This window comes from Syntrophothermus lipocalidus DSM 12680, assembly GCF_000092405.1.
In the GTDB taxonomy this organism is placed as follows: domain Bacteria; phylum Bacillota; class Syntrophomonadia; order Syntrophomonadales; family Syntrophothermaceae; genus Syntrophothermus; species Syntrophothermus lipocalidus.
Genome location: NC_014220.1, coordinates 467,779 through 491,004, shown reverse-complemented (window position 1 = coordinate 491,004; position 23,226 = coordinate 467,779). Strand labels below are relative to the sequence as shown.

The 23,226-nt window shown below is 48.9% G+C and carries 17 protein-coding genes and 1 riboswitch; of the genes, 2 read left to right on the top strand and 15 right to left on the bottom strand.

Annotated elements, in window-relative coordinates:
* Positions 1 to 130 precede the first annotated feature (130 nt).
* From SLIP_RS02340 to SLIP_RS02330, 3 genes are all read right to left on the bottom strand, one after another.
* On the bottom strand, positions 131 to 1,108 hold the full coding sequence (locus tag SLIP_RS02340) for an MBL fold metallo-hydrolase (RefSeq protein WP_013174669.1): 978 nt from the start codon (positions 1,106 to 1,108) through the stop codon (positions 131 to 133).
* Between the two features lie 178 nt (positions 1,109 to 1,286).
* A complete protein-coding gene (locus tag SLIP_RS02335) occupies positions 1,287 to 2,129 on the bottom strand; it encodes a 3-hydroxyacyl-CoA dehydrogenase family protein (RefSeq protein ID WP_041433318.1) in 843 nt (280 codons plus the stop codon).
* Positions 2,130 to 2,195: 66 nt separating this feature from the next.
* Positions 2,196 to 4,016 carry an acyl-CoA dehydrogenase family protein gene (locus SLIP_RS02330; RefSeq protein ID WP_013174667.1) on the bottom strand — a complete coding sequence of 607 codons (1,821 nt, stop codon included), beginning with the start codon at positions 4,014 to 4,016 and terminating at the stop codon, positions 2,196 to 2,198.
* A gap of 777 nt (positions 4,017 to 4,793) precedes the next feature.
* Between SLIP_RS02330 and SLIP_RS02325 the strand changes: the two genes are divergently transcribed.
* A complete protein-coding gene (locus SLIP_RS02325; RefSeq protein WP_013174665.1) occupies positions 4,794 to 5,972 on the top strand; it encodes a thiolase family protein in 1,179 nt (392 codons plus the stop codon).
* Between the two features lie 248 nt (positions 5,973 to 6,220).
* Positions 6,221 to 6,517, top strand: coding sequence for a transposase (locus tag SLIP_RS02320; protein ID WP_013174664.1), 297 nt, complete (start codon positions 6,221 to 6,223; stop codon positions 6,515 to 6,517).
* 132 nt (positions 6,518 to 6,649) lie between these two features.
* Here SLIP_RS02320 and SLIP_RS02315 read toward each other — a convergent pair whose 3' ends face one another.
* From SLIP_RS02315 to SLIP_RS02260, 12 genes are all read right to left on the bottom strand, one after another.
* Positions 6,650 to 9,055 (bottom strand): sodium-translocating pyrophosphatase, encoded by a 2,406-nt coding sequence (locus SLIP_RS02315; protein WP_041433315.1) that lies wholly within the window; start codon positions 9,053 to 9,055, stop codon positions 6,650 to 6,652.
* Between the two features lie 224 nt (positions 9,056 to 9,279).
* On the bottom strand, positions 9,280 to 9,879 hold the full coding sequence (locus SLIP_RS02310; RefSeq protein WP_013174662.1) for an acetate uptake transporter family protein: 600 nt from the start codon (positions 9,877 to 9,879) through the stop codon (positions 9,280 to 9,282).
* 68 nt (positions 9,880 to 9,947) lie between these two features.
* Complete coding sequence (locus tag SLIP_RS02305; protein WP_013174661.1) at positions 9,948 to 11,642, bottom strand: class I adenylate-forming enzyme family protein; 1,695 nt, start codon at positions 11,640 to 11,642, stop codon at positions 9,948 to 9,950.
* Positions 11,643 to 12,125: 483 nt separating this feature from the next.
* Positions 12,126 to 13,847, bottom strand: a complete 1,722-nt coding sequence (locus SLIP_RS02300; protein WP_013174660.1) for a dynamin family protein — start codon at positions 13,845 to 13,847, stop codon at positions 12,126 to 12,128.
* An 84-nt stretch (positions 13,848 to 13,931) separates the two neighbouring features.
* Positions 13,932 to 14,007, bottom strand: a riboswitch (Fluoride riboswitch).
* A 170-nt stretch (positions 14,008 to 14,177) separates the two neighbouring features.
* A complete protein-coding gene (locus SLIP_RS02295; RefSeq protein WP_013174659.1) occupies positions 14,178 to 15,656 on the bottom strand; it encodes a methyl-accepting chemotaxis protein in 1,479 nt (492 codons plus the stop codon).
* 186 nt (positions 15,657 to 15,842) lie between these two features.
* Positions 15,843 to 16,844 carry a galactose-1-phosphate uridylyltransferase gene (locus SLIP_RS02290; RefSeq protein ID WP_013174658.1) on the bottom strand — a complete coding sequence of 334 codons (1,002 nt, stop codon included), beginning with the start codon at positions 16,842 to 16,844 and terminating at the stop codon, positions 15,843 to 15,845.
* Positions 16,845 to 16,858: 14 nt separating this feature from the next.
* Positions 16,859 to 17,311: a PaaI family thioesterase gene (locus tag SLIP_RS02285; RefSeq protein WP_013174657.1), complete on the bottom strand. Its 453-nt coding sequence runs from the start codon at positions 17,309 to 17,311 to the stop codon at positions 16,859 to 16,861.
* A 116-nt stretch (positions 17,312 to 17,427) separates the two neighbouring features.
* The gene (locus SLIP_RS02280; protein ID WP_041432638.1) at positions 17,428 to 18,618 is read right to left on the bottom strand and encodes a CaiB/BaiF CoA transferase family protein; all 1,191 of its coding nucleotides are present in this window, start codon (positions 18,616 to 18,618) and stop codon (positions 17,428 to 17,430) included.
* Between the two features lie 149 nt (positions 18,619 to 18,767).
* Positions 18,768 to 19,625: an acyl-CoA dehydratase activase gene (locus SLIP_RS02275; protein WP_013174655.1), complete on the bottom strand. Its 858-nt coding sequence runs from the start codon at positions 19,623 to 19,625 to the stop codon at positions 18,768 to 18,770.
* 158 nt (positions 19,626 to 19,783) lie between these two features.
* Complete coding sequence (locus SLIP_RS02270; RefSeq protein WP_013174654.1) at positions 19,784 to 21,091, bottom strand: 2-hydroxyacyl-CoA dehydratase subunit D; 1,308 nt, start codon at positions 21,089 to 21,091, stop codon at positions 19,784 to 19,786.
* 15 nt (positions 21,092 to 21,106) lie between these two features.
* Positions 21,107 to 22,294, bottom strand: a complete 1,188-nt coding sequence (locus SLIP_RS02265) for a 2-hydroxyacyl-CoA dehydratase subunit D (RefSeq protein WP_013174653.1) — start codon at positions 22,292 to 22,294, stop codon at positions 21,107 to 21,109.
* A gap of 102 nt (positions 22,295 to 22,396) precedes the next feature.
* A complete protein-coding gene (locus SLIP_RS02260; protein WP_013174652.1) occupies positions 22,397 to 23,167 on the bottom strand; it encodes an SDR family NAD(P)-dependent oxidoreductase in 771 nt (256 codons plus the stop codon).
* Between the last annotated feature and the right edge of the window lie 59 nt (positions 23,168 to 23,226).

Below are 23,226 nucleotides of genomic sequence, written 5' to 3'. Positions count from 1 at the left end.
CCCTTTCAAAATCATACTCTAACCCGGATTCCTACGAATAACTGAGTATTTCGGTTTCGAACAAGACTGTATCCCTTATATCCTTTGGCCGAATTTACGGAAATCACTGCTTTGTATGTCGATTCGCTCACTATAGCTTGCCGTAATATATAACTCCATCTTGCAGGCACTTGCTTATGACGCCCCTGAAGACCAAGTGGGTCAGATGAGACAAGGCTTCACCGACTGCAAATACCTTTTGCGTGATAGGAACTTCTTCCCATGTCTCGTATTCCATATCCCACGTCATCTTGCTGGCTACCTCCGTTGCAGTCATGAAGCGATCTGCAAGTATTCCCAATATTTCCTTCAAGCGAACCCGATGATGGAGCATCAATTCTTGAATCCTTTTATGACAGTCGGTTAACGCTGCGCCGTGTCCTGGGAAAACCAGTTTGACGTCCAGGGCATCAACCTTCTCCAGGCTTTCAAGGTACTCGCCAAGGTAGTCTCTCTGCGTTGTCCAAGGCGCTTCCCATATCGTGTTGTTGGGAGTAATGGTACCGAGAATATGGTCCCCGCTGAAGAGTAATCCCTTTCCCTCCCCGTACAGGCAAACATGGTCAGGAGCATGCCCAGACGTCACCACACAACGCAAGTCATACTCCCCTACCTTGATGTGAGTGCCGTCGTGAACTACACACACGTTGTTAAATGGCTGGCTCATGTAGGTATAGCCTAGGTTATCCAAAGTGTCATCCGTCACCCATTCCAGTAATCCACTCTGTTGCGTTATATTGTCGAAGTAAGTGGTAAAGTCCCTGGTTTGGTACAGCCAAGCAGTGTATTCCCCCGTGTAGACCACGGTTTCGGGCCTTACTAGAAACCCTGTTAAACCACTATGGTCAGCGTGCACATGCGTGACAAATATGTCAGTATCGTCCATAGAAAAGCCAAGCTCCTCCATCGCGCGTTGCACTGCTACCTGACAAGCGTTATGGTTAAACCCGGTGTCGATTAAAAGGTTTCTATCCGTACCGCGAATAAAATACCCATTCACAGATTTTAGAGGGTTACCCGGAAGCGGGATTTCTACCCTATATAGTCCCTTTTGGAGTTCTTCAATCATTTTGACCTCCTGATCCTTTAGACGGTTCGCGCCGCCACAGCGCAGCAATACTGCCTAGCCACCTGGCTACTTGACCCTCATGGATGATTTTTCAGCTGCCTGCCCAAAAAAATTCTTAAAAGCTGAGGAGAGATGTCTCCCTCCCCAGCTGTCTCTATCGATAATGTCTCAATAGGATCTACTTATACTGGAAGAATCCGCGTCCGGTCTTTCTGCCATAATGGCCAGCGCGTACCAGTTTTTTCAACAGTCCAGGTACCCGATATTTTGAATCCTGGGTTTCATTGTAAAGGGTGTTCATAACCATCAGTAACACGTCCAGCCCTATCATATCAGCCAATGCCAGCGGGCCGATGGGATGATTGGCACCCAGCTTCATGCCTTGATCGATATCCTCCGCGGTCGCGATTCCTTCCTCAAGCACTCTGACAGCCTCGGCGATCATCGGCACCAGGATTCGGTTAACCGCAAATAACGGTGCTTCCTGAACGGTGATACACGTTTTACCAAATTTCTCGCAGACCTCTTTCGCGATGTTATACGTTTCATCCGAGGTTTCAAACCCCTTGATAAGTTCCACCAGGCGCATCACTGGAACCGGGTTAAAAAAGTGAGTCCCGATAACCTGGGATGGCCGACGGGTCGCCGATGCCATTTCGGTGATGCTGAGCCCAGAAGTATTGGTGCAGAAGATAGTATTTGACTGACAAATTCCGTCCAGATCACGGAAAAGCTGCTTCTTGATGTCCATGTTTTCAATTATCGCTTCAAAGACGATGTCAGCCTGTGCCAAGTCTTCAAGGCCTAAGGACGGTTTCAGCCTTGCCATCACCGTGGCAGCTGATTCCTTAATCTGTCCTTTTTCTTCCATCCGTTTCAAGTTCTTTGCAATGAGTTCTGTTCCCTTGTCCACGTAGTCCTTCGATACATCGGTCAAAATAACATTGTAGCCGCCCGTTAGAGCCACTTGGGCTATTCCAGCCCCCATGGTTCCAGCTCCGATTACCGCAACTGTTTCGATTGCCATTACTTCTTCCTCCTTTATTTTAGCTAATTATTTCCTTTACCAACTTAGTACTATCTGATGTTAATAGTCAAAACTCTCAGGACTCGAGTCCAGAACAGAAGTATCGCCATCGCGTAATATCTCCGTCAGGCTCCATACATTCGGAACCACATTCCTTAAATAGTACCTCGCTGACAGAATCTTGGCGTTGTAGAACTGGTAATCGTAGTGATCGGTCCCTATTTCTCCTATCCTTCGCTGCGCTATTAAGGCCTGCTCCAAGAGACACATCCCGCCATAGAGCTGGGCTGTCGCAGTTAGAATCCGCCGGGCAAACGTGGGCATCATACCAGGCTTTCCTGTGCTGAGATAGCCTCTCATCACGTTCATGAGGTCTTTGTAGGAATCCAATGCCCTTGCCAGATTAGCTAGCTCCTTTTTCAATGTCTCCTCGGTTTTGTTGGCCTCGATGAAATCTTCTATACTCTTTAGAAATGCATTGAAAACAGAACCTTTTCCGAGGTTCCACTTCCGCCCTACGAGATCCATTCCCTGAATAAAGTTAGTTCCTTCCCAAATAGAAAGGACTTTACAATCGCGAGCTGCCTGCGCCACTGGGTACTCTTCGCAATATCCGTATCCCCCGTGTGCTTGAATAGACTCGGCAATAAGAGTCCAAGCTTCGTCTGACGGGTACGCCTTGGCCAAAGGAATAAGGCAGTCAACCATTGCCGCTGCAGCCTTTCTGCGACCGTTGTCCATATCATGTTTAGCTACATCCATGTAGTAGGAGGTTTTCATAATAATAGCGCGGCATGCTTCAGACGTAGCCTTGTTCAAAAGTAGCATCCGCCTTACGTCTTCGTGATTGATGATGGCAGTTCTTTCTCCTTGCTGGTTGCGTCCTTGAATACGTTCTTTGCAGTATTCCGCCGCGTTCCAATACGCGTTTGCCGCCAAGGCTAGGGCAAAAATTCCGGTAGTAAGCCGCTCTTCGTTCATCATTTGAAACATTTGAGCTATACCCTGTCCCTCACCCGTCTCCGCGTTATACGACCCTAACAGCCAGCCACGGCAGCCGTCATTCTCGCCAAACGCAAGTGCTACTGTAGAAGACCCCTCTAGACCCATTTTGTGCTCAACTCCGACAGCCTTGACGTCATTCGGCTCCAGACTGCCATCCTCGTTGACCCAGTATTTAGGAACTACGAATAGGGACAAACCCTTAGTGCCGGACGCAGCCCCATCGATGCGGGCCAAAAAAAGATGGACAACGTTTTCTACGTGATTTCCGTCACCACCGGTGATGAATATTTTGTTGCCCCTAATCTTGTAAATACGCGGATTATCTGTGGGATAAGCCTTTGAAAGTATATCGCCCACATCAGAACCGGCACTAGGCTCAGTTAAACACATGGTGCCTGACCATGACCCGTCGAACATTTTAGGGAGAAACATGTTCTTCAAGCGTTCATCGCCGAAGGATTCGATAAGTCCCGCTGCTCCGGTTGTTAAAACAACGTAGCTCATCAACGAAGGGTTAGCGGCTATCAGTAGCTCGTTTACAACGTTCAGAAGCGTTAGCGGGAGTGCACCCTCTCCGTGTTGATCGAGGTTGCTTGTACCCCACCCGTTTTCCTGAACGTACTTGAATAGCCCCTTGAAAGACTCAGGGACAAACACCTCTCCGTCTTTTAAATAGACAGGATTGTTGACCCCATCGTTAGCAGCTGGAGCGACTACTTCTTTCGCAATCTTGTATATCTGGTCCAATATCGGGTCTACGTCATCCACAGTGTAGTAGTCTTTAAACCTGTCATAAGCGAATATCTGGCTAAGCGGGAGCCATTCTTTCAATATGAATTTGTGCTCTCTTGTCTTGTACGCGTAATTATACGACATGTCTCCAAACAACCTGCCTTTCCACTTGTTGGTCTCAATCCCTTTCCTCATTAGGTTGGCTAAGTGTTCTCATGGAGGTGCAGTTATCAAATCTGCTCTGCAACGACCCCCCACTTGAACAAAGGCCAATATAGCATCCCTCCTCTCTTATCTGCCCTGTCCTACAAGTCTACCGGCGATTAGTTACTGACCCTTACCGGGTTTTGCTTGAGCCCCGACACCTTCGCTTTCCCTAGGCGATCGATTTATTCGTTCTCAACAGATGTGCAAAAACATGGCGCCGTGGGGAAATATCCGTTCAGGTCCGGAGTTCAATTTAATAGACCTTTCAGACCCCGTTGTCACAGTGTCGTGCAATTTCTGTGCCAAAGGTGTAACAAGCAAAAGGTCTGGATAGCCAGGAATCAACACAGCTCTTGTAAGCAGGAGGTAGGCGAAGCCGTGCGAATGGTCATAGAATTCTGCAGCATGCCGCGCCCCTAGCACGGTAAGTCATCTCCGCGCTGAGTTTGCTTGTTTGTTATTTTAGGTTCATTCGTGAAATTGCATGGTTTCACTGTTTTGGGAGCAGTTTCAATCGTGAAACAGTTCACCACTTCTTTATAAATCCGTCAGCACGCATAGCCCACAAATGTTTGATGGGCGCGTTGCGGCTCTTGGCATGTTATTTGCATTGCATACCTTGAGAACAAGCTAAGTAGAACTGGGGGTGGAATCGGAAGTTAAGCGTATCAGATTAAACCGATCATTTTTAGAGACGAAAGGAGTAGTTTCGAAATGCGCGATGTCGTAATAGTAAGTGGGAAGAGGACCGCAATCGGCAATTTTTTAGGAGCGCTTAAAGATTTTTCTGCAGTTGATCTAGGAACAATTGCGCTCAAAGCTGCCATTAATAGTGCTGGCATTAGCCCGGATACCGTAGAAGAAGTCGCCGCCGGGCATGTATACCAGGCCGGTTGTAAGGGAAATCCAGCAAGGCAAATCACCATCGGCGCTGGCTGCCCGGTGGAAACGGTTTCGGTTACTGTCAATCAGCAATGCCCTTCGGCCATGCGGGCCCTCGAAATTATTAGCCAGGAAATCATGCTAGGCAAGATCGACGCGGGTGCTGCCGTAGGCATAGAAAGCATGAGTAATGTCCCTTATCTCTTGCTCAAAGCTCGCACTGGTTACCGCATGGGAAATGGAGAGCTTGTTGACGGCATGCTCTACGATGCGTTGATAGACGCGTTCGGAAACGGTCATCAAGGAATTACCGCTGAGAACCTGGCAGAAATGTACAATATCAGCCGAGAAGAACAGGACGAGTGGGCCTTCATAAGCCACCAGCGTGCCTGCCAGGCTATCAAGGAGGGCAAGTTTAAAGACGAAATAGTGCCCGTCGAAGTAAAGACTAAGAAAGAGACTTTCCTGTTTGACACCGACGAACATCCTAATCCGGACACCACGCTAGAAAGCTTGGCTAAACTCAAGCCTGCTTTTAAGAAGGACGGAACCGTCACTGCCGGAAACGCGTCGTCAATTAATGATGCGGCGTGTGCAGCCGTGGTTATGGCTCACGACAAGGCAGTGGAATTAGGAATCAAACCGCTCGCCCGCATAGTGGCCACGGCTTCGGCGGCTGTTGAACCGCGCATTATGGGCATCGGCGTGGTCCCGGCGGTCAAACGGGCCCTCAAATTTGCAGGAATGAGCTTAGATGATGTTCAGCTTTGGGAGATCAATGAGGCGTTTGCTGCCCAGTTCCTTGCGTGCAACCGTGAATTGAAGCTCGATACGGAAAAGATTAACGTAAACGGGTCTGGGATCTCCCTGGGGCATCCCGTAGGGTGTACCGGACTTCGTTTAGTAATTACCCTTATAAACGAGATGAAACGCCGGAACCTGAGATACGGGTGTGCAGCCCTCTGCGCGGGTGGAGGCCCTGCCATGGCAACCATTATCGAAGTTCTCTAGGTAATACCTCTATAGACTGAAAGGTTGATACACAGTCAGCCTGAAGAAGCCAGGTTGGGGAGCCCTCTAACGGGGGCATTGTATCCCCAACCATTTGGGCACCAGTAGTGTAAGTACCAAAGACTAGGTCAATGGAAGATCCGAGAGGATGTTGGCATGATTTTTGCTTATAGCCCATCTATAAGAGGTAATTGGTCTGAATTTGTACAGTATGACCTGGATAAGAACCCCGAGTGAGGAATCAAACCATGAAAACCAGCGGATACAATTACACTGCCGAAGATAAGGTAAAAATAGTGATCGATTTTATTAAGTCCGGAAAACCAGTGTCTGAGTACTGTCGTCAGTATGGATTGTCAGAACCGGAACTCCGCGAGTGGAAAGCTCAGCTGGTGAAAGGAGCCAGAGATTACTTTCGTTATGGAAGTGTAACCGTTGAAAACTATCGCAAGCGAGTGCGCCAGTTAGAAGCAAAAGTCGAAGGACTGGAATTGGAAAATATCTCCTTGAAAACGGCCTTGCGCTTTTTGAGGGAGAACATTTAGATAGAAAATACCTTTATTTTCTTATAACACATCCCTTTATCCCTTTGGTGTCCCTCCCCCCCAAACGGAGAAAGCCCGCAGTATACCTGCGGGCTTTCTCGTTTTTATTTGGCGGTTATAAGAAATCGAACCTTAACCTTCTGTGGGTATCCTCATCCCATAGAATGAACGCCATACGAAGATTAGAGCTATGATCAAGAACACACCGCCAGCTACGGGCGCTACCCCTCTAAAGGACTCGGATATGGCTATTTCCATGGCCAATAAACCGAATAAAGTCGTAAACTTGATAATCGGGTTCAGTGCTACTGCCGAAGTATCCTTGAAAGGGTCGCCTACGGTATCGCCGACTACGGTAGCGTCATGCAACTCAGTTCCCTTTTCCTGCAGGTCGACTTCTACAACCTTTTTCGCGTTGTCCCAACACCCACCGGCATTAGCCATGAAAACTGCCTGGAATAAACCGAATACTGCGATTGAAATCAAGTAGGACACGAACAGCGCTACCGGTGCTTCATAGTTCTTCGGCGCTGACAGACATGCAAATGCCAGGGCAAAGGAGAATATGGCTATAAAGATGTTGAACATCCCGGATTGAGCATACTGGGTACATATTCTTACCACTTCTTTAGACTTTTCTGTGGCCGCTTTTTGGCTAGCGTTTTCATCAAGACTGATGTTTCTCTTAATGTATGCGACCGCCCTGTAAGCGCCAGTAGTGACTGCCTGCGTTGACGCACCAGTAAACCAGTAGATCACAGCTCCTCCGCATATGAACCCTAAGATACAGTAAGGATTCAGTATGGTAAGAATGCTTTCCGGCTTTACGCCTAGTACGCTCTGAATAACCAAAATTAAGGAGAATATCATGGTCGTGGCACCGACCACAGCCGTACCTATTAGCACTGGCTTGGCGGTTGCCTTAAAGGTATTGCCCGCGCCATCGTTAGCTTCGAGGTAGTATTTTGCCTTGTCGAAATCCGGAGCGAAACCGAAATCTCTTTCAATTTCTTTCTCCACGTCGGGAATAGCTTCAATCAGAGAAAGCTCGTAGATAGACTGCGCGTTATCGGTAACGGGGCCATAACTATCAACCGCAATGGTGACCGGACCCATGCCCAGCATTCCAAAGGCCACCAGACCAAAAGCGAATATGGAGGGATAGATCATAATCTCGTTTAACCCCTGACCGCTTGCATAGTAGGCAATGTACATAAGCACTAAGAACACCATGCCGATCCAAAACGCGCTGAAATTGCCAGCAACCAGGCCCGAAAGGATATTCAATGACGGGCCTCCTTCCCTGGAAGCTTTTACGACCTCTGCTACGTGCTTTGACTTGGGACTGGTAAAAATTTTGGTAAATTCAGGTATGAGAGCTGCCCCCAGGGTACCACAGCTGATGATAACGGCCAACACCGCCCACAGTCGCTGTAGCTCAGGAGCCGCTCCTGACCCCGGTCCCAAAATGTAATAGCTGGCAGCAAACGTACCAACGATAGACAAGATTGAGGTAATCCATACCAGACTGGTCAGCGGTTGTTCAAAGTCGATCTCATCTTTGTTGGCGTATTTCGCCTGGCTCATAGCTCTGTTAAGGTAGAACGAAGCCACTGAGGTAATAACCATCAAAACACGCATTACAAATATCCAGGTAAGAAGGGTAGTCTGTAGTGCGGGTGCCACCGCCAGGACGATGAATGTGACCAGCGCTACGCCTGTGACCCCATAAGTCTCGAATCCATCCGCGGTAGGTCCTACACTGTCACCTGCATTATCCCCGGTACAGTCGGCAATTACCCCTGGATTACGGGGGTCGTCTTCTTTAATCCCAAACACAATCTTCATCAAGTCAGAACCGATGTCGGCAATCTTGGTGAAAATCCCGCCAGCAATTCTCAGGGCACTGGCCCCTAGGGACTCACCCACTGCAAAGCCGATAAAGCTGGCCCCTGCCAATTCCCGAGGGACGAACAGCAGGATAATCAACATCATAATCAGCTCGACGCAGACCAGAAGCACCCCGATACTCATTCCTGCGTCGAGAGCAATGTTCAAGACCTTAAGCGGCTTTCTCTCCAGTGCGGCAAAAGCTGTCCTGCTGTTAGCCAGTGTGTTCATACGAATGCCATACCAGGCCACGCTGTAGGAACCAAGAATGCCTATTATAGTCCAACCCAGTATAAGCAATACCCCACTAATTGGTGTATTCTGCAGGAAGCCAAAGTAGAAGGCTATACAAAAGCCTATAAAGGCAAAAAGTATAACCAAGAATTTACCCTGCTGAATGAGGTAGGTCTTACAGGTCTCATAGATGGTGTTAGCCACATCCAGCATAGACTGATGGGCCTTATACTGCTTGACCTTCATAAACTGGTACAAGCCAAAAAGCATCCCTAAAACGCACACCAGAATCCCGCCCAGCAGAAGATGGTTTTGCGATTGGCTCAAGTGCGGTATCTTCAAATTGGCTTCACTTGCAAACGCTACTGCCGGCGAAAACAATACGAACATAAGGCTGAGTAGGCCGCTACGCATTAGCGTCGCTAGTTTGTTATTTAACACGATGATTCCACCTTTCAGTTAAAATTGATATCCGCGAAACAAGCAAATTCTTACTTTGTGCGTGGCCGGTTGCACCACACTAAGTACACCTGGTCAAAAATCGAGAGTCACCCAGGGATAACTGGTATCCCTGGATAGACTCTCACAACCGGGAAGAACCGTTACTTACTATAATAGAAGCGGCATCACGTAAATATCTATCCTTTTACCACCGGGCCCGGTACTGGTAAAAGCACCTTGCCGAAAGCCCCGTTTACTATAGCCGCTGCTCCGAGATAATTGCCGCACAAACCTACCAGAATCAACAGATACCCTGCAAGCGGTTTCAGAATCTCAGGATTTCCGAACCATTTCGTATCCATCCCGACTATCATCCACAGTGCAACGTCAACCAAGCATACCATGATAAACATGAGGGCGCTGCTTCCTCTCGCATAAGCCGGCGTAAGCAGAGTCAGGAATAATGCTCCCGACATCCACAGGTAGCCTTCTACCACGGTATAAGGGATTACACCCTTCCCAATCATCAGATACTTGACGTACATTCCTATACCTGTTGCCAGCATGAAGAAAGCTGAGAAAAACAACATCACATTGCCTCCGGTCATGTGCCCTTCCTTCAATTCAACTATTGCTGTCAAGAGTTGTACGATGAACGCTGCTACTAACCAGCCTGCTAATAAAGGGACACCTTCTAATGGGACTTTACCCAAGAAAGAAAACCCAAATCCTATCGCTGCTACGCCTAGAGCCGCCATCGCAGCCGGTCCTGGAGATGCCCATCCTTGTTGTGACATTTTTTACTCCTCCTCTCTCACGTATGAAAATCGCATGATGTCAAGCTAGATGAAACATTCTTCATTTGTTATTCTTGGGCGTTCGCGAGTGATTCAAGCTGTATCGCACCGCTCGCTACGTCTTCTTTAAGCTTGAACTTGCGAAGCTTACCGGTTGCCGTCATAGGAAACTCTTTTACGAATGCGTAATAACGCGGCCTTTTGAAACGGGCTATATTGTCCAGGCAGAACTTGTCCAGCTCCTCTAACGTTGGCAGGTCGTCGAAGGATTTTGGAATGATTATCGCCGCAACTTGCTCGCCCCAATACTCATCGGGTACACCTATTACAGCCACCTTATCCACTTTCGGGTGCTCTTTCAGCAGGTTCTCGATTTCCGCCGGATAGATATTTACCCCGCCACGAATGAGCATGTCCTTTAAACGGCCAGTAAATCTGACGAAGCCGCGTTCGTCCATGACGCCCAAATCTCCGCTGTGTAGCCATCCTTCCTCATCAATCGCAGCTGCTGTAGCCTGTGGGTCGTTGTAATAACCCTGCATTACCTGGTAACCGCGAATACAGATTTCTCCCTCTTCTCCGATCCGAACAACTGCACCGGTTTCCTTGTCTGCGATTTTGAAGTCTATCATAGGATAGGGTTGCCCGATGGTTTCAGCCTGGTCTTCGGGTGAATCATCACGGAAGGTTTGGGTATAACCGCCATGTGCCTCGGTCTGGCCACAGACGATGGAAATATCGCAGTTTAAGATACTTTTAAGGCGTCGCACCAGGTCTGCCTCGACTTTGGAGGCCCCGGAAAGTATATACTTCCAAGAAGAAAGATCGTATTTGCCCAGGTCGGGGTAGGCCAATATAGCTTCCATCATCGTCGGAACGAGCAGTGAAAACGTTCCCTTATACTCTTCCATCAGAGACAGGAATAGAGGCACGTCAAATTCTACAACCAGCACGTGTGTGGCTTGCTGCTGCAGCGTTCCCAGAGCCGCGAATCCATTTCCTCCCATAAAAAACATGGGCATCACGTTAACCCACACACCACCAACTTCCAAGCCCGCACGTATAGCCATGAATCTAATGCTGTTGGTCATGCCAAAGTGGTTTAGCATGGCTCCCTTCGGGGTCCCGGTAGTACCTGATGTAAACATGATTACATCCAGGTCTTCCGGTTTGACCTCAGGCAGTCCTACCGGTTTACCGGTGTTCATGAACTCATCCAACTTCTGCAGATCATACACGTCTTGTAAAGAAGGTAATGATTCCCGTATAGATTCAATGGTGTCCATCATTCGGTTCCCGCGATACTCTTCCATAGTAAAGATTGCTGATACTCCAGCCGTCTTCAGGATGTGCTCGATTTCCCGAGCATGATAAGCCGGGTTAACCGTGACCCTAACCATACCCGCCATGGCAATACCGTATTGCATTAAGGCCCATTCCACAATATTGGGCGCCATGATGGCAATTCGGTCTCCGGGCTTATACTTGTTGAGCAACGCATGGGCTATGCGCTCGGCGTCCCTTAGGAGTTCAGCATATGTCCAGGTCCTGCGTTTGCTCGCATCAGGAATGCCCTCGATCAGTGCCAGGCGATCCGGAACTTCAAATGCATTCTTTCTTAGCCAGAACGGAATGGTAGTATGATACAGCACATGATGAGTTTCTCCCGACCAAAATGATTCGGTTAAACGTCTTTCGCGATATAATGCGGACTTTCTCTGAAGAATACCGTTAGCAATAATTTCTCCCTGAAATTCGCTCACATTATTCCCTCCTCAAGAAACTTTTTGGCGATGGCCCTGTCAACGATCATTCACTAAGTGGGGATTCACAAACTTCCTGTATCTCCTTTGCTTCACCGTGCTCTTTGTTTCTAGTTATTATGATCCGCTCTCAGCCTCCTCACACAGCCTGGTTTAAAGGAGCTCCTTTTAGATTCCTCAGTCCCAAAATGTCTAATTGCGTCGTTTCATTTCGATGCTTATGCAAGAACGGTGCCAATGCTTCCCCGGCTCAAACTCTAGCTTCTGATATCACTTCACCGAGCGGGGCATTATTGATATCCGGCCTGTTTTCGCTTCATAATCAGGCTAGGAAGTTTCACTCGTGTAACCCATCATTGCAAAAATGAACCGCTGCCTGAGTATGCGAGCTGGCAGCGGTTTCGTAGTTTTCTATATCAAAATCCCGTCGGCAGATTGAATCCTAACATAAGAACTCCATCAAGGTAAAGATGGTCACGATAATTATTTTGAACGGGCACTAGGCTCCCTGGCCCCCTCACCACTAGCTAGTGTCAAGTGCGCGTACAGGTCATAAAGGCGATAATTGGTTGCCTTAAGACGGTTTATCCTTTCCCTGATATAGCTACTGTCGCCTTTGCCTTCTGACAGCAGGCTTTCGACCATCCGCAGCTCTTCGTTGATGTAGGCAAGTGCCTGGTTCAAAAGGTTATCCATCTCCTTGTTGATCCTTTCGGTTAGGTTCGAAGTGAGGCGGTGGATGTTCTTTTCAACCTCATACGGTATCTGTTTCAAGAAGTACCGGCGGAAAACGTTTTTGAAGATGAACATGGGGAAGAAGAACCAGAGCAGGTCCAGGTGGAAGTCGAAAGACCTGCTGATGGAGATGTTGGGCTTTTTCATTTCGCCCAGCGTCATCTCCCATTCTTCGGCCCGCATTTTGACCCCCAAAACCCGTTCCAGGTTCTCGCTTAGCCTCTCCCGGAAAGACTTGAGGTAGAACGAGAGGTGTTTCTTGACGGCATTCAGCAGCTCGAACGACTTTTCTTCCTGGGCCAGGATCTCGCTGAGTTCGGTGTGCAGGGCTTGAGCCAGCCATTTTTCAAACTGCCTAGTTACCTCATAAAGGTTCCCTTTAAAGGTTTCGAAGGCAGTGTTGTATTCATCGATTATCTTGAGTTCTATTCCGCTCCGGAAGGCCTCAAAGTAGGTCCTCAAGCTTTCCCTGGTCTTTTCCTTGTAGCTGGCGATGATCAAGGTAAGCTCCCGGCGGACGAAGTGCGAGTTGAGATGCTGGTCTAGAATGATTTCTTTTATCTTCTGCTTTTCTGCCTCCATTTTGGTCGACGCCTCGTAGGCTATCTCAAGATAAGAGATGCAGGCTTCGACCAGCGTAGACATTTTATGCGAGAGTATCTTGAAGAAGACGTGGATACGGTTCTGAGCCAGGGGGAAAAGCACCTTCTCTTTCAACTCCCGGTTGTAGCGGTCAGCGTTCTGGTAGGCCGAGTGCCTGTAGATGGGAAAAACTCCTTCGAAGTTCCTTTTCAGCACCTCGGCGGTGAACGTTTCGATGTCCTTCAGCTGGTCTTCGCCGAAAAGGTCTACCTTAGTGATCACCACGGCGATTTCCGGGGTATACAAATAGGTCTCTTTCAAGAAGTTCAGTTCGCTTTCCGATATCGGCCTTTCGGCGCTGATCAGGAACAAGACCCCTCCCGTTTCCGGGAACCACCCGGTGGTGGTTTCCGTGTTGTGCTGCCATACGCTGCCGATCCCGGGGGTGTCGACCAGCCTTATGGCCTTGAAGTCCTCCAGGGTTGGTACCTCGATGTCGACCGAGAAGACATCCCTCTCGTTGCCCGGGTTTCCCGATTCGGAAACGAAGTCCTGAATCTCATCGATTGGAATCTCTCGGCTGGTTCCGTCCAGGAAAGAAACGGTGACCTTTTCCTGGCGCCCGTATCTTATCCTGGTTATCACCGACGTGACCGGGATATTGCCCACCGGCAGTATGGGACGCCCGATAAGACTGTTCAAGAACGAGCTTTTGCCCGCCTTGAATGAGCCCAAAACCGCAACATCCAGGTATTGGTTCTGTTCAGTAAAGTTTTGTATACTTTTCACGGTTTTCTTAAGAGAACTCAAGCCGAAGTCCTTACAGGCAGACTCCACCTCATCCAGTATTTTTCGGGCCTCTTCCAGAAGTTTCTTTTCCGTCTGCATCTCGGTTTTTCACCTCCAAATGTCTTCTGGCAACTTCCTACTTCATCAAAAAGGCTCGTCCCCTAATAAAGAAAGCCCCTGTCAAATCTAACAGGAGCCATTAGCTACTTAGCCGTTTGAGCCTGTAAAGGCTCAGGTGGGCGCCATCACCACTATTAATCTAAATCTAGATTCGAAAAACTCTTGGAATCTTCGACTTCGAACCAATCTTTCTGCCAGGTACAAAAACCGGAGAACTCCGGACCGTGAGGCTATCCGCATAAACGTAGTCCTAATCAAAGTAAATAAATAGTGCGGTACCCGATAACTGGACATTGCCAACGTCTTGCTCTATAGTGATTTTGCCATTTCTGCTAGTCTCTCGGCCATATTGGCCATTTCCATAACGGAGGCGGTAACCTGTTGTGTAGCTGCTGCCTGTTCCTGGCTCTGTTTTACGCTGTTTACCGAAGCCTCTCCTGCCTTGCTTACCTTTTCTCCTATTTCCCGCGTTAGCTTTCGAATTAGTTCAGCCGTTTCCTTTGACTGATCAGACAGGTTTCGGATCTCCTCGGCCACCACTCCAAACCCGCGTCCGTGTTCTCCGGCCCGAGCGGCTTCGATGGCCGCGTTCAAACCCAGCATTTTGGTCTGGTCAGCCACGCTACGAATAAAGTTGAGTATCTCGTTTATTTCGCTGGAAATCCCCTGAACTTCCTTAATTACGTCTGCGAGGTTGCTTTCATTAACGTTTATCTCGCTGGCCGAGGCTGCTATCTCTTCCATCGCCAGGGCAATCTCTTCAACATTTGTTTTCAATATCGTAGCCATCTCCTTCAGGTTTTTAGCCAGGATTCGCGGGGTGGCAATGCCAAAAGCACCTACCACATCACCAGTTTCCTCATCAAATAAAGGAATCCCAATCATGCGGAAAGCCCCATATCGTTTGCTTTCAATATCGTCCACAATTGTGGACCCAGTGGTCACGACTCTCCATCCGGCATCTCCTTCTCTAATCGGGTTTCCGACCGACATCTCCTCGATGCTGAACTTTTTACTAGACATGCTGTGCGTAACCTTTTCCAAGTCGGTTACCATAACCTGAGCTCCCTCAACGTTAGACTGAATAACGATGGGCGCAAATACATCGAAGGCTCGGGCTACCGGGTGCACTTTGGGAACCATAACCCCGTAGGTACCGAGTACCTGGCCTTGTCCGTCGTCCTCGAAAATCGGGTTTACCCATATCTTAAGCGGTATCCCGTAAACCTTGGCGTCTATAACCCCCTTTACCTGCTTTTTAGTATTAATACACCGGTCTATGTATCCGTCTCGCAGGAACTTTTCTCCTACCTTCACTTTGGAAATATTGATATCTGTAGACTCAACGAAATCGTATCGTTCCAGGTCTGTCGTAAAGTAGACCACTCCGCCCTCGTAGGTTCGTGTCAAAAAGGAGGCTAAACCCTCGAAGGTCTCCTTCTTGCTGTTAACTTTCCTCACCATTTTCTCGTGGGCTGCCGTCAAGGTCATCAAGAAATCAGCCCCTTTGGCATCGATTACCGAGCACGTCTCCCTCTTTTTCTCATATATTAATCGCTGCACTTTTTCGCTGCCTGTTGCTTCGATTACAACATCAAGACCGGGCTGTCTTAGAAGCGTTTCCACTTCCGAATAAGTAGGAACTCCCCGGTCTCGGGCCAGTTGCATAGCTGGGGCGTTCGTATCTATATCACAGATTCCGACTATGCTAAACCCCTCAATGCAATCAAAGGCCTTAAGAATTGAAGTTCCACCTTTTCCTCCTCCGACGATGGCGATACCCGTCATTCCTAAATCACCTCACATAAAGTAACCAGATTGTCTCGTTGGCTTCGTTAAACCCCTCAATTCAAAGCCCACCCTCCGCACCCTTGTGATGCGAAAGGTGGGACTTAATCACGGTCGCCTGCTCAGCCCAGACCCCAGGGAGTTCGTAGGATTATGCCAGTGCCAAGTCTCCGCTACCACCGAAACTTACTCACTCAAGGCCTCTCTTATGGTCGAGGCTGCAGTTTCCGGAGGAACGGGATTCATATAAACCCCCGTAGCTATCTCAAAACCGTGTGACACCAACAGGCGGGGAGTGAACTCCATATACCAGTGATAGCCAGGTTCATACGGCGACTTCACAACAGGGGCCGTGTTGATAATAAAGTTATACGAAGCGTTATTTAGACTGCTTACAACAGCCAAGCTGATCCTCTTACACAGCACCGCCAGAGCTTTTTCTTCCGGTTCAGCGATATCGCCAAAATGCTCCGTGTGGCGCTTCGGGACAATCCACGTTTCATAGGCGAACCGTGAGGCATAGGGACAGAAAACCACAAAATGTTCGTCCTGATAGACAATCCGCTCTTCGGCCTCCAGTTCTTGTTTCAACATAGTACATATCAAGCATTCTCCATGGTCTTTATAGTATTGGATCAAACCTGCGTTTTCTTGTGGAACAAAGGGAAGTCCTATTATCTGGCTATGGGTATGTCCGAGAGAAGCACCCCCAAACATCCCGCGATTCTTGTAAATCTGAATATACTTTAGCCGTTCATCCTTAGCCAGGTCGTTATAACGCATTTTGAACATTGCCACAGTCATTTCCATGTGCTCCATGTCTAAATCGTGGAAATCAATACCATGTAACGGTGTTTCGATTACCACCTCGTGCTTGCCAAGCCCATTGCATCTGTGGAATACCCCACTCTTTCTTTCTTCCAAACTGCCTTCCATGGAAAAAGCGGTAAATTTGTTGGGAATAGTCCGAACCAACCAACCAGGGCCGTTTACTTGCGAATCCTCTTTTCGAAATGCTGCAATCTCGGGAGGGGTTACTTCTTCATTCCCCTCACAGAACGGGCAAAACCCTGACTGCCCTGCCTCGGCACTTACTTTCATCGTTGGAAAATCCTTTGGTTTCCAGCCTAGAGCCGACGATATGGATACCCACCGGTTTTTTACGTAGTCCCTTCTCAGCTCGTTCATATGTTGGTCCCCTCCTAATAATCTTCACCTGCCAATTCACCCACTCTATAAAACGTCATACGACTCTTAGCCATTAGTTTGCCGTTTCCGTCGCGCATTTCTCCCTCGCCAACTACGACGGTCTTTCCTTTATGAATCACCCATCCGTCGCAGGTAACGACATCGCCTACCTCCACGGGAGCAATATAGTTCAGATTCATCTCTAAGGTAACCACATCATAACCAAGCGTCCATACAGCCACTCCAATCGCCGTGTCAAGAGCGGCTGCTACTAATCCCCCGTGAGTTCTCCCATGGGCATTGGAAAACTCTGTTCCCACCACCATTTTCAATCCAGCCGTTCCATTACCTAGATAGGTCATTTTTAAACCGAAGGTATTCAATCCCCTTACCCGATTACATCGGTCCATTACAAGACTAAATAACCTCTCCTCGAGCCCGCGATTTTCAGTTTCCTCATACTGCACTCCGCAGACCCCTCCAATCAGTTCAGAGTTGAACGTGTTGCTCCTCTGTTTACCGCCTTCCACGTTCCCAACCCACGCGCGCAAGAACTGTAGCCTATCTGGTCAATGAGAGTCGCTTAGCTAAACAAACCCGTCTTGGTAAATTCCTCAATTTCCTGCAAAGAGTACCCTAGATTCTGCATTATTTCCGCGGTATTGGCTTGATCTTTCGGCACCCCACAATGGTGGTATTCGGGACATGACTCTGAAAACTTAATAGGACAAGCGATCTGCTTAATTGTGATACCATTGGGGCCGGGTACTTCGACCACCATGTTTCGACCTTTAACTAGGTCGCTTGCAAACACTTCCGATAAAGTAAGCACCGGCACGCAGCAGGCATCAACCGAATCGAATACGGCCTTCCACTCGTCAAGTGTCTTAGTCTTTATTACCTCTCTCACTTCTCCCTTTACCTGGGCACCAGTCTGCATGTTGAGCCCCTCTTCAACTAAATCCGGTCTCCCTATAGCCTCCAAGAAGGCTCTAATAAACTGCGGCTCAGCGCCTCCGAAGGCCAAATACCGGCCATCTTTGGTCTCGTAATAGTCATAAAGGCCACCGCCGTTCGTAAACGTTTCCTCTCTCCCGATGTCTTTGCCGTCCACCAGGAAAGCAGCACCCTGCATAGCGTGGAAGGCGATTAACGCGTCGGTCATCGATACATCAATGTACTGGCCACGCCCGGTGTTTTGCCTGTGTATCACGGCCGCCAGAATTCCGATTATAGCATTGTTTGCTCCAGAAGCAACGTCCGCTATCTGAATACCCAAAACCGGTGGCCCCGAATCCTTCTTCCCGGAGTAAGACGCTATGCCTGAAAGGGCCACATAGTTAAGGTCGTGGCCAGCCTTATCCCTCATGGAACCCGTCTGCCCGTAACCGGTCAATGAACAGTATATCAACCGTTCGTTTACTGCCCTGAGGTTTTTATAGTCAAGCCCGAACTTCTCCATCACTCCCGGGCGAAATTGTTCGATTACGATATCGTAACCAGCGTCAGTTATAAGCTTGTGGATCACTTGCACTGCCCGTTCGTCCTTCAAATTCAAGGTCATAACCTTCTTGTTTCTTCCTAACTGACATGATGCAGCTGATAATTTAGTCCCCGGAACAAATGGGGGCATTAAATCAACCAGATCAGGCCTCGAACCTGAGACTATTCTCAGCACCTCTGCCCCCATGTCTGCCAAGTTCATCGTAGCGTAAGGCCCGGGTAGCAATGTCGTAAAATCAAGGATTTTTAAGCCGCTCAAAGGCCCGGCCATTCTATCGACCCCTTTCCGACAATCCATATATTTCATCGAACGCTGCTCTTTCTAATCATACGTTCTAGTCCTCGTTACAGTGTAAGCTTACCTCACTTAATAAAGACTTCACCAGGCATCTAAACATCACTCGTGGCTTTTATTAACGTCTACCTGAGTTTTAACCCGGACATCCCTTCCACAAAATCCAATGCAAAAAGCGCCGCTCCGAGCGCTCCAACTATCTGGGGATCCCTGGCGACAGTTATCGACACCCCTAACTCCCCTTCTATAGCTCGAACGGCACCGACGTTCTTGGCGACTCCTCCCGTCATCATCACCGGTTCCCGCAGCCCAACCCGGGCAACCAACCCGGCAATCCGGCTAGCGATAGATGCGTGAAGGGCTCCAAGTATATCTTCTTTGCTGTGCCCTTCTGCCACCAACGATATTACTTCCGTTTCCGCAAAAACCGTGCAGATACTGCTTATCGTCAGCTTCTGCCGCGCCTTCAAGGACATCTCCCCAATCGCTTCCAGCGGCACACGAAGAGCACTCGCCATTACCTCCAGAAACCTTCCGGTACCAGCGGCGCACCTGTCATTCATCGCAAAGTGAGTTGGGTTCCCTTCTTCGTCAACGGCTATCACTTTGCTGTCCTGTCCCCCGATGTCGATAACAGTTCTAACCTCCGGAAGCAGGTAGTGTGCCCCTTTGGCGTGACAGCCTATCTCGGTTACGGTCTTATCGGCAAAATCATATCTGCGCCGCCCGTAGCCTGTAGCTACCACATAGGCGATATCGCTCATATCCAAACCGGCCGAACTCAATACGTTGTTCACTGCTTCCTTCACTGCCTCTAGGCTGACGATTTCTAGCTGCACCACGCTATGCGCAACAATCTCCCTATCCCGGTTCATTATTACAGCCTTGGCCGTCAAAGAACCGCTATCCACTCCTAGGACATAAGCGCCTTCGCGTACATCATGCCCCTTATCCATATTAATCGCATCCTGGCTACTTTCCATGCTGTTCCTTCCTTCGTTAAAACAAATTTGTCTGCTCGAAGGTCTAATCTTCTTCCGCCACCCGTAAATCTATTTGTTAATCCAGAATTCATCCGGGGCGAGAAGGAACCCCGGACAAATTCATGGATTTAAGGGGGGGTTAGCTAATTGTGTGTTTATTAGTTCCTGCTCTTCTTGGCTTCGAGTGTTTCGAGTAACGCCTCAATACGCGTGTTGACGAGTTCGTCGATGTAGAACGACTCATCAACCATATCGCCCTCGAACATGGTGCTGGGTATCCCCATAGTCCTCATCAATTCCTCGGCCATCAAATAATGTGACCGGGCGAAGGAACGGCAAGTTCTAGCCCCGTGGAGAATCACCCCATCGATGGCATATTCCCGGCAGAGCTTCTTCATCCTCTCGATAGTGATAGGATATCCTAGGTTAAGCTGGCATTCCAGGTGGTTAATAGCTATCCCTTCGAGGGGATCCTCTGGATCAATCACGTCGGGCTCCTGCCAGAAAGCCATATGAGTATACCGGCCAGCCACCACGCACGCATCGTAATTCGCAAACTTGTTCGCCATCCACCCTAGCTTGTTCCAGTTCATTATTCCTTCCCAGAAGAGCCGGTACTTTTCATTCGGAACCGCCGTTACTCCATTGGCTATCCTTTCCTGAACTTCTTCTTTAACTGCTTGCATACACTCTATTGTCCCCGGCCACGCTGTAAGGTAATTCACTGGAGCGATGAATTGACTCCAATCGAAGAAACTCGCGGGTGAAGGGACGGTCTTACCTGCTAGCTCCATGGCTTCCATGCGGAGCTTTCCAACTTTCTTAGTGACCGCCATCAGTTCACAGAACTTGTCCCAGTTGTATGGACGACCGCTGAGCTCTTCCAACCACCGGATGAGATCCTTGAACTGCCTCACTATATATGCAACCTCGTCCTGGAACTCCTGACCGCTCATGTAGCCGGAGCCGTTGCGCCCCATGTGATACGGTATAACAACGTTGAACCATGGTATTTTCTTCCCCCATAGCCGTTCAATAGACCAGTCCCACTGTGGTCCGCTGGAACAGCCGGGATAACAAGTAACGATAGCGTCCGGCGGAGGTATCTGAGCTGCGATGGGACCCGCAGGTAGATCCTCAGGAATACCTCTTTCGGCGAACATCACACAGCCTAGCTGGGTTCGGGCATATGAACAGATCTCCCGGTTATATCCCCGTCTCTCAGCATAAATCTGCGGTTCCTTCTCCTCATGCCTGGCGGCAACGCGGGCCCCGTAACCCTCGCCATGTATCCAGGCCATGTCTTGTGCTGCCATGAACGGGCCGATAGGTAGTCCTGTAGTGTAGACCACTAGTTTGCCCGCTTCTTTGGCATGTATCAGGTCTTCCCAGTATTCGTTTACGAGCTTGTTAACCAGCTTGCCCGATTTTACGCGATTAGCCTTCTTCGGTTCTGCCGTACTCATTCGTCTCACTCCCTCCTACCTAGAAGCCTCAGCCTTGCCCTTCTTAAGAGCCTCAATTTCGACTATCTCCACAAAGGCCTCTATCCTCGTCCTCAGACTTTCCAGTGACACAACTTCATGTTCCACCTCAATTAAGAGATGAGGAATCCCCGCTTCTTCCAATGTTTCTTTGATATCAGGATAGAAGAACATATGCGGTTCACAGTATTTTGCCATCAAGATGATAATCGCACCAGCTCCGTGCTCTTTCGCCGCGTTTACCAAATACTGCTGCCAACTGGTCGTAGGATCAACCCGGGTCGGGCATGGTACCTTGGCGTTCTTTGCGATATAGAAAGATGCAATAGCTTTTAGCGGATCCGTATTTCCATCAATATCGATGTCGGTGTTGATATACCTGTATCCGTGGAAGAGATCGTCATCCACAACTACAGCACCAGTCTGTTCCAGCATGGTTAGTATATCGACTTTGGGAGCCCCACACAGGCTGCCCGATACGAATACACGTAATCCTTCCTGGTCCGCACGGGTTTCCCTGCTGGGCAAGTCTTTCAAAAGCTCCTGCAAAATTGCGTTATGCTCCTCCTTCGGCATAATCATGCTGGTCTTTACTATTGTCACCAAGTCCTTCGCACTCAGGGCCTCAGGATTGGACGCCCTAATTCTGTATATCTCCCTCATAAGGGAACGGTTCCTGTTATAGACACGAATACTTTCCCGAATAGACTCATCCGTGATTTCGTGACCTACGAACTTTTCTAGGTCGCGTTTCAGTTCTTGCAAACCTTCCTTTATATCAGCCTGTGTCCAAGGCTGGTTACCTACAGGAAACCGGAAGAACATATTGCTGGCTTTGCGAAGAACAACGCCCAAGGCCTCCCCTGCCCCGACAACCTGAATGCAGTAGTCACCCGATATGAAGCCATCCAAGAAATCTAAATACCCTTTTGCCGCCTGGTCGATAATACTGCGGCTAAAGCCACAGAAGAAGGGATAATAATAAGCATGCCCCGTCGTTACCGGCTCGTCAATCTCTTGAAGTATGATTGGGAGAGCCCCTGACGCGTGAACCAACTCTTCGGGATAGTGCATCCCGCACAAACCCACTACTTTACCGCCATGCTCCGCCTTCCACTGCTTCGCCTTTTCATAGGCCTGTTCCGCTATCTTTGACAAATTGGAGAGAATTTCGCTAAAACTCATACATTCAAGCACCTCCTTAGATACGGCTGCATCAATATCACTTCCACCTATGGTGTGTATGAGGCAACTCTTAAGTTTTGGCCCTGTAAACCTCTATGCCTTTTACCCTCCGAAGGACAGTCCCCCGTTTACGCTGATAACCTGACCTGTAATTACATCTGTCTCAGGCGAAGCCATGAACAATACGGCCTCAGCTACATCTTCCGCAGTTGGGATACCGAAAGGAGCTCGCTCTACAGCCTTTTGAAAAACATGTTTGGCATCGGTTCCCATCACCGCATCAAAGGCCGGAGTCCCTTGAATCACCGTCAAGCACACTCCATTTACGCGTATATTCCAGCTGCTAAATTCTTTTGCTAACGCCTTTGTCACCAGTATCAAACCTGCCGCAGCCGAACCTATCATCGATTCTCTCGGCGTTGGAGTTCTCCCCGCGTCGCTGGTAACGATCACGATCTTGCCGTAGTTCTGCTCTATCATGTGATCTAACAAAGCCCGGATAGCATATAAGCGCGCAAACTGCTGTGAATTAAGACAACCTGCATAGTCATGAGGATCGAGGTCTCTGAAGAACTTCGCGTATTTTACAGTAGTAGCCCCGCTGGCAACCAAGATATCTACTTTCCCCATCTCGGCAATCGCCTTATCTGCCATATTCTTAACCGAATCATATTCCCATAGATCACATTCTATTGCCGTGGCTCTCCTGCCCATACCTCTAATGTCTGTTGCCACCCTGGTAGCCCCATCCAGGTTTTTGTCCGCAATAACTATGTCAGCTCCGCTTTGGGCCAGCTTCAGTGCCGACGCCTTTCCAATTCCATCCGCACCACCGGTTACCACTGCGACTTTTCCCTTTAAATCACTCAGCATTAGGCATTCACCTCCCTATGCTTAATTCTAACTCTTTCAACGCCGCCGCCTGTTTCTAC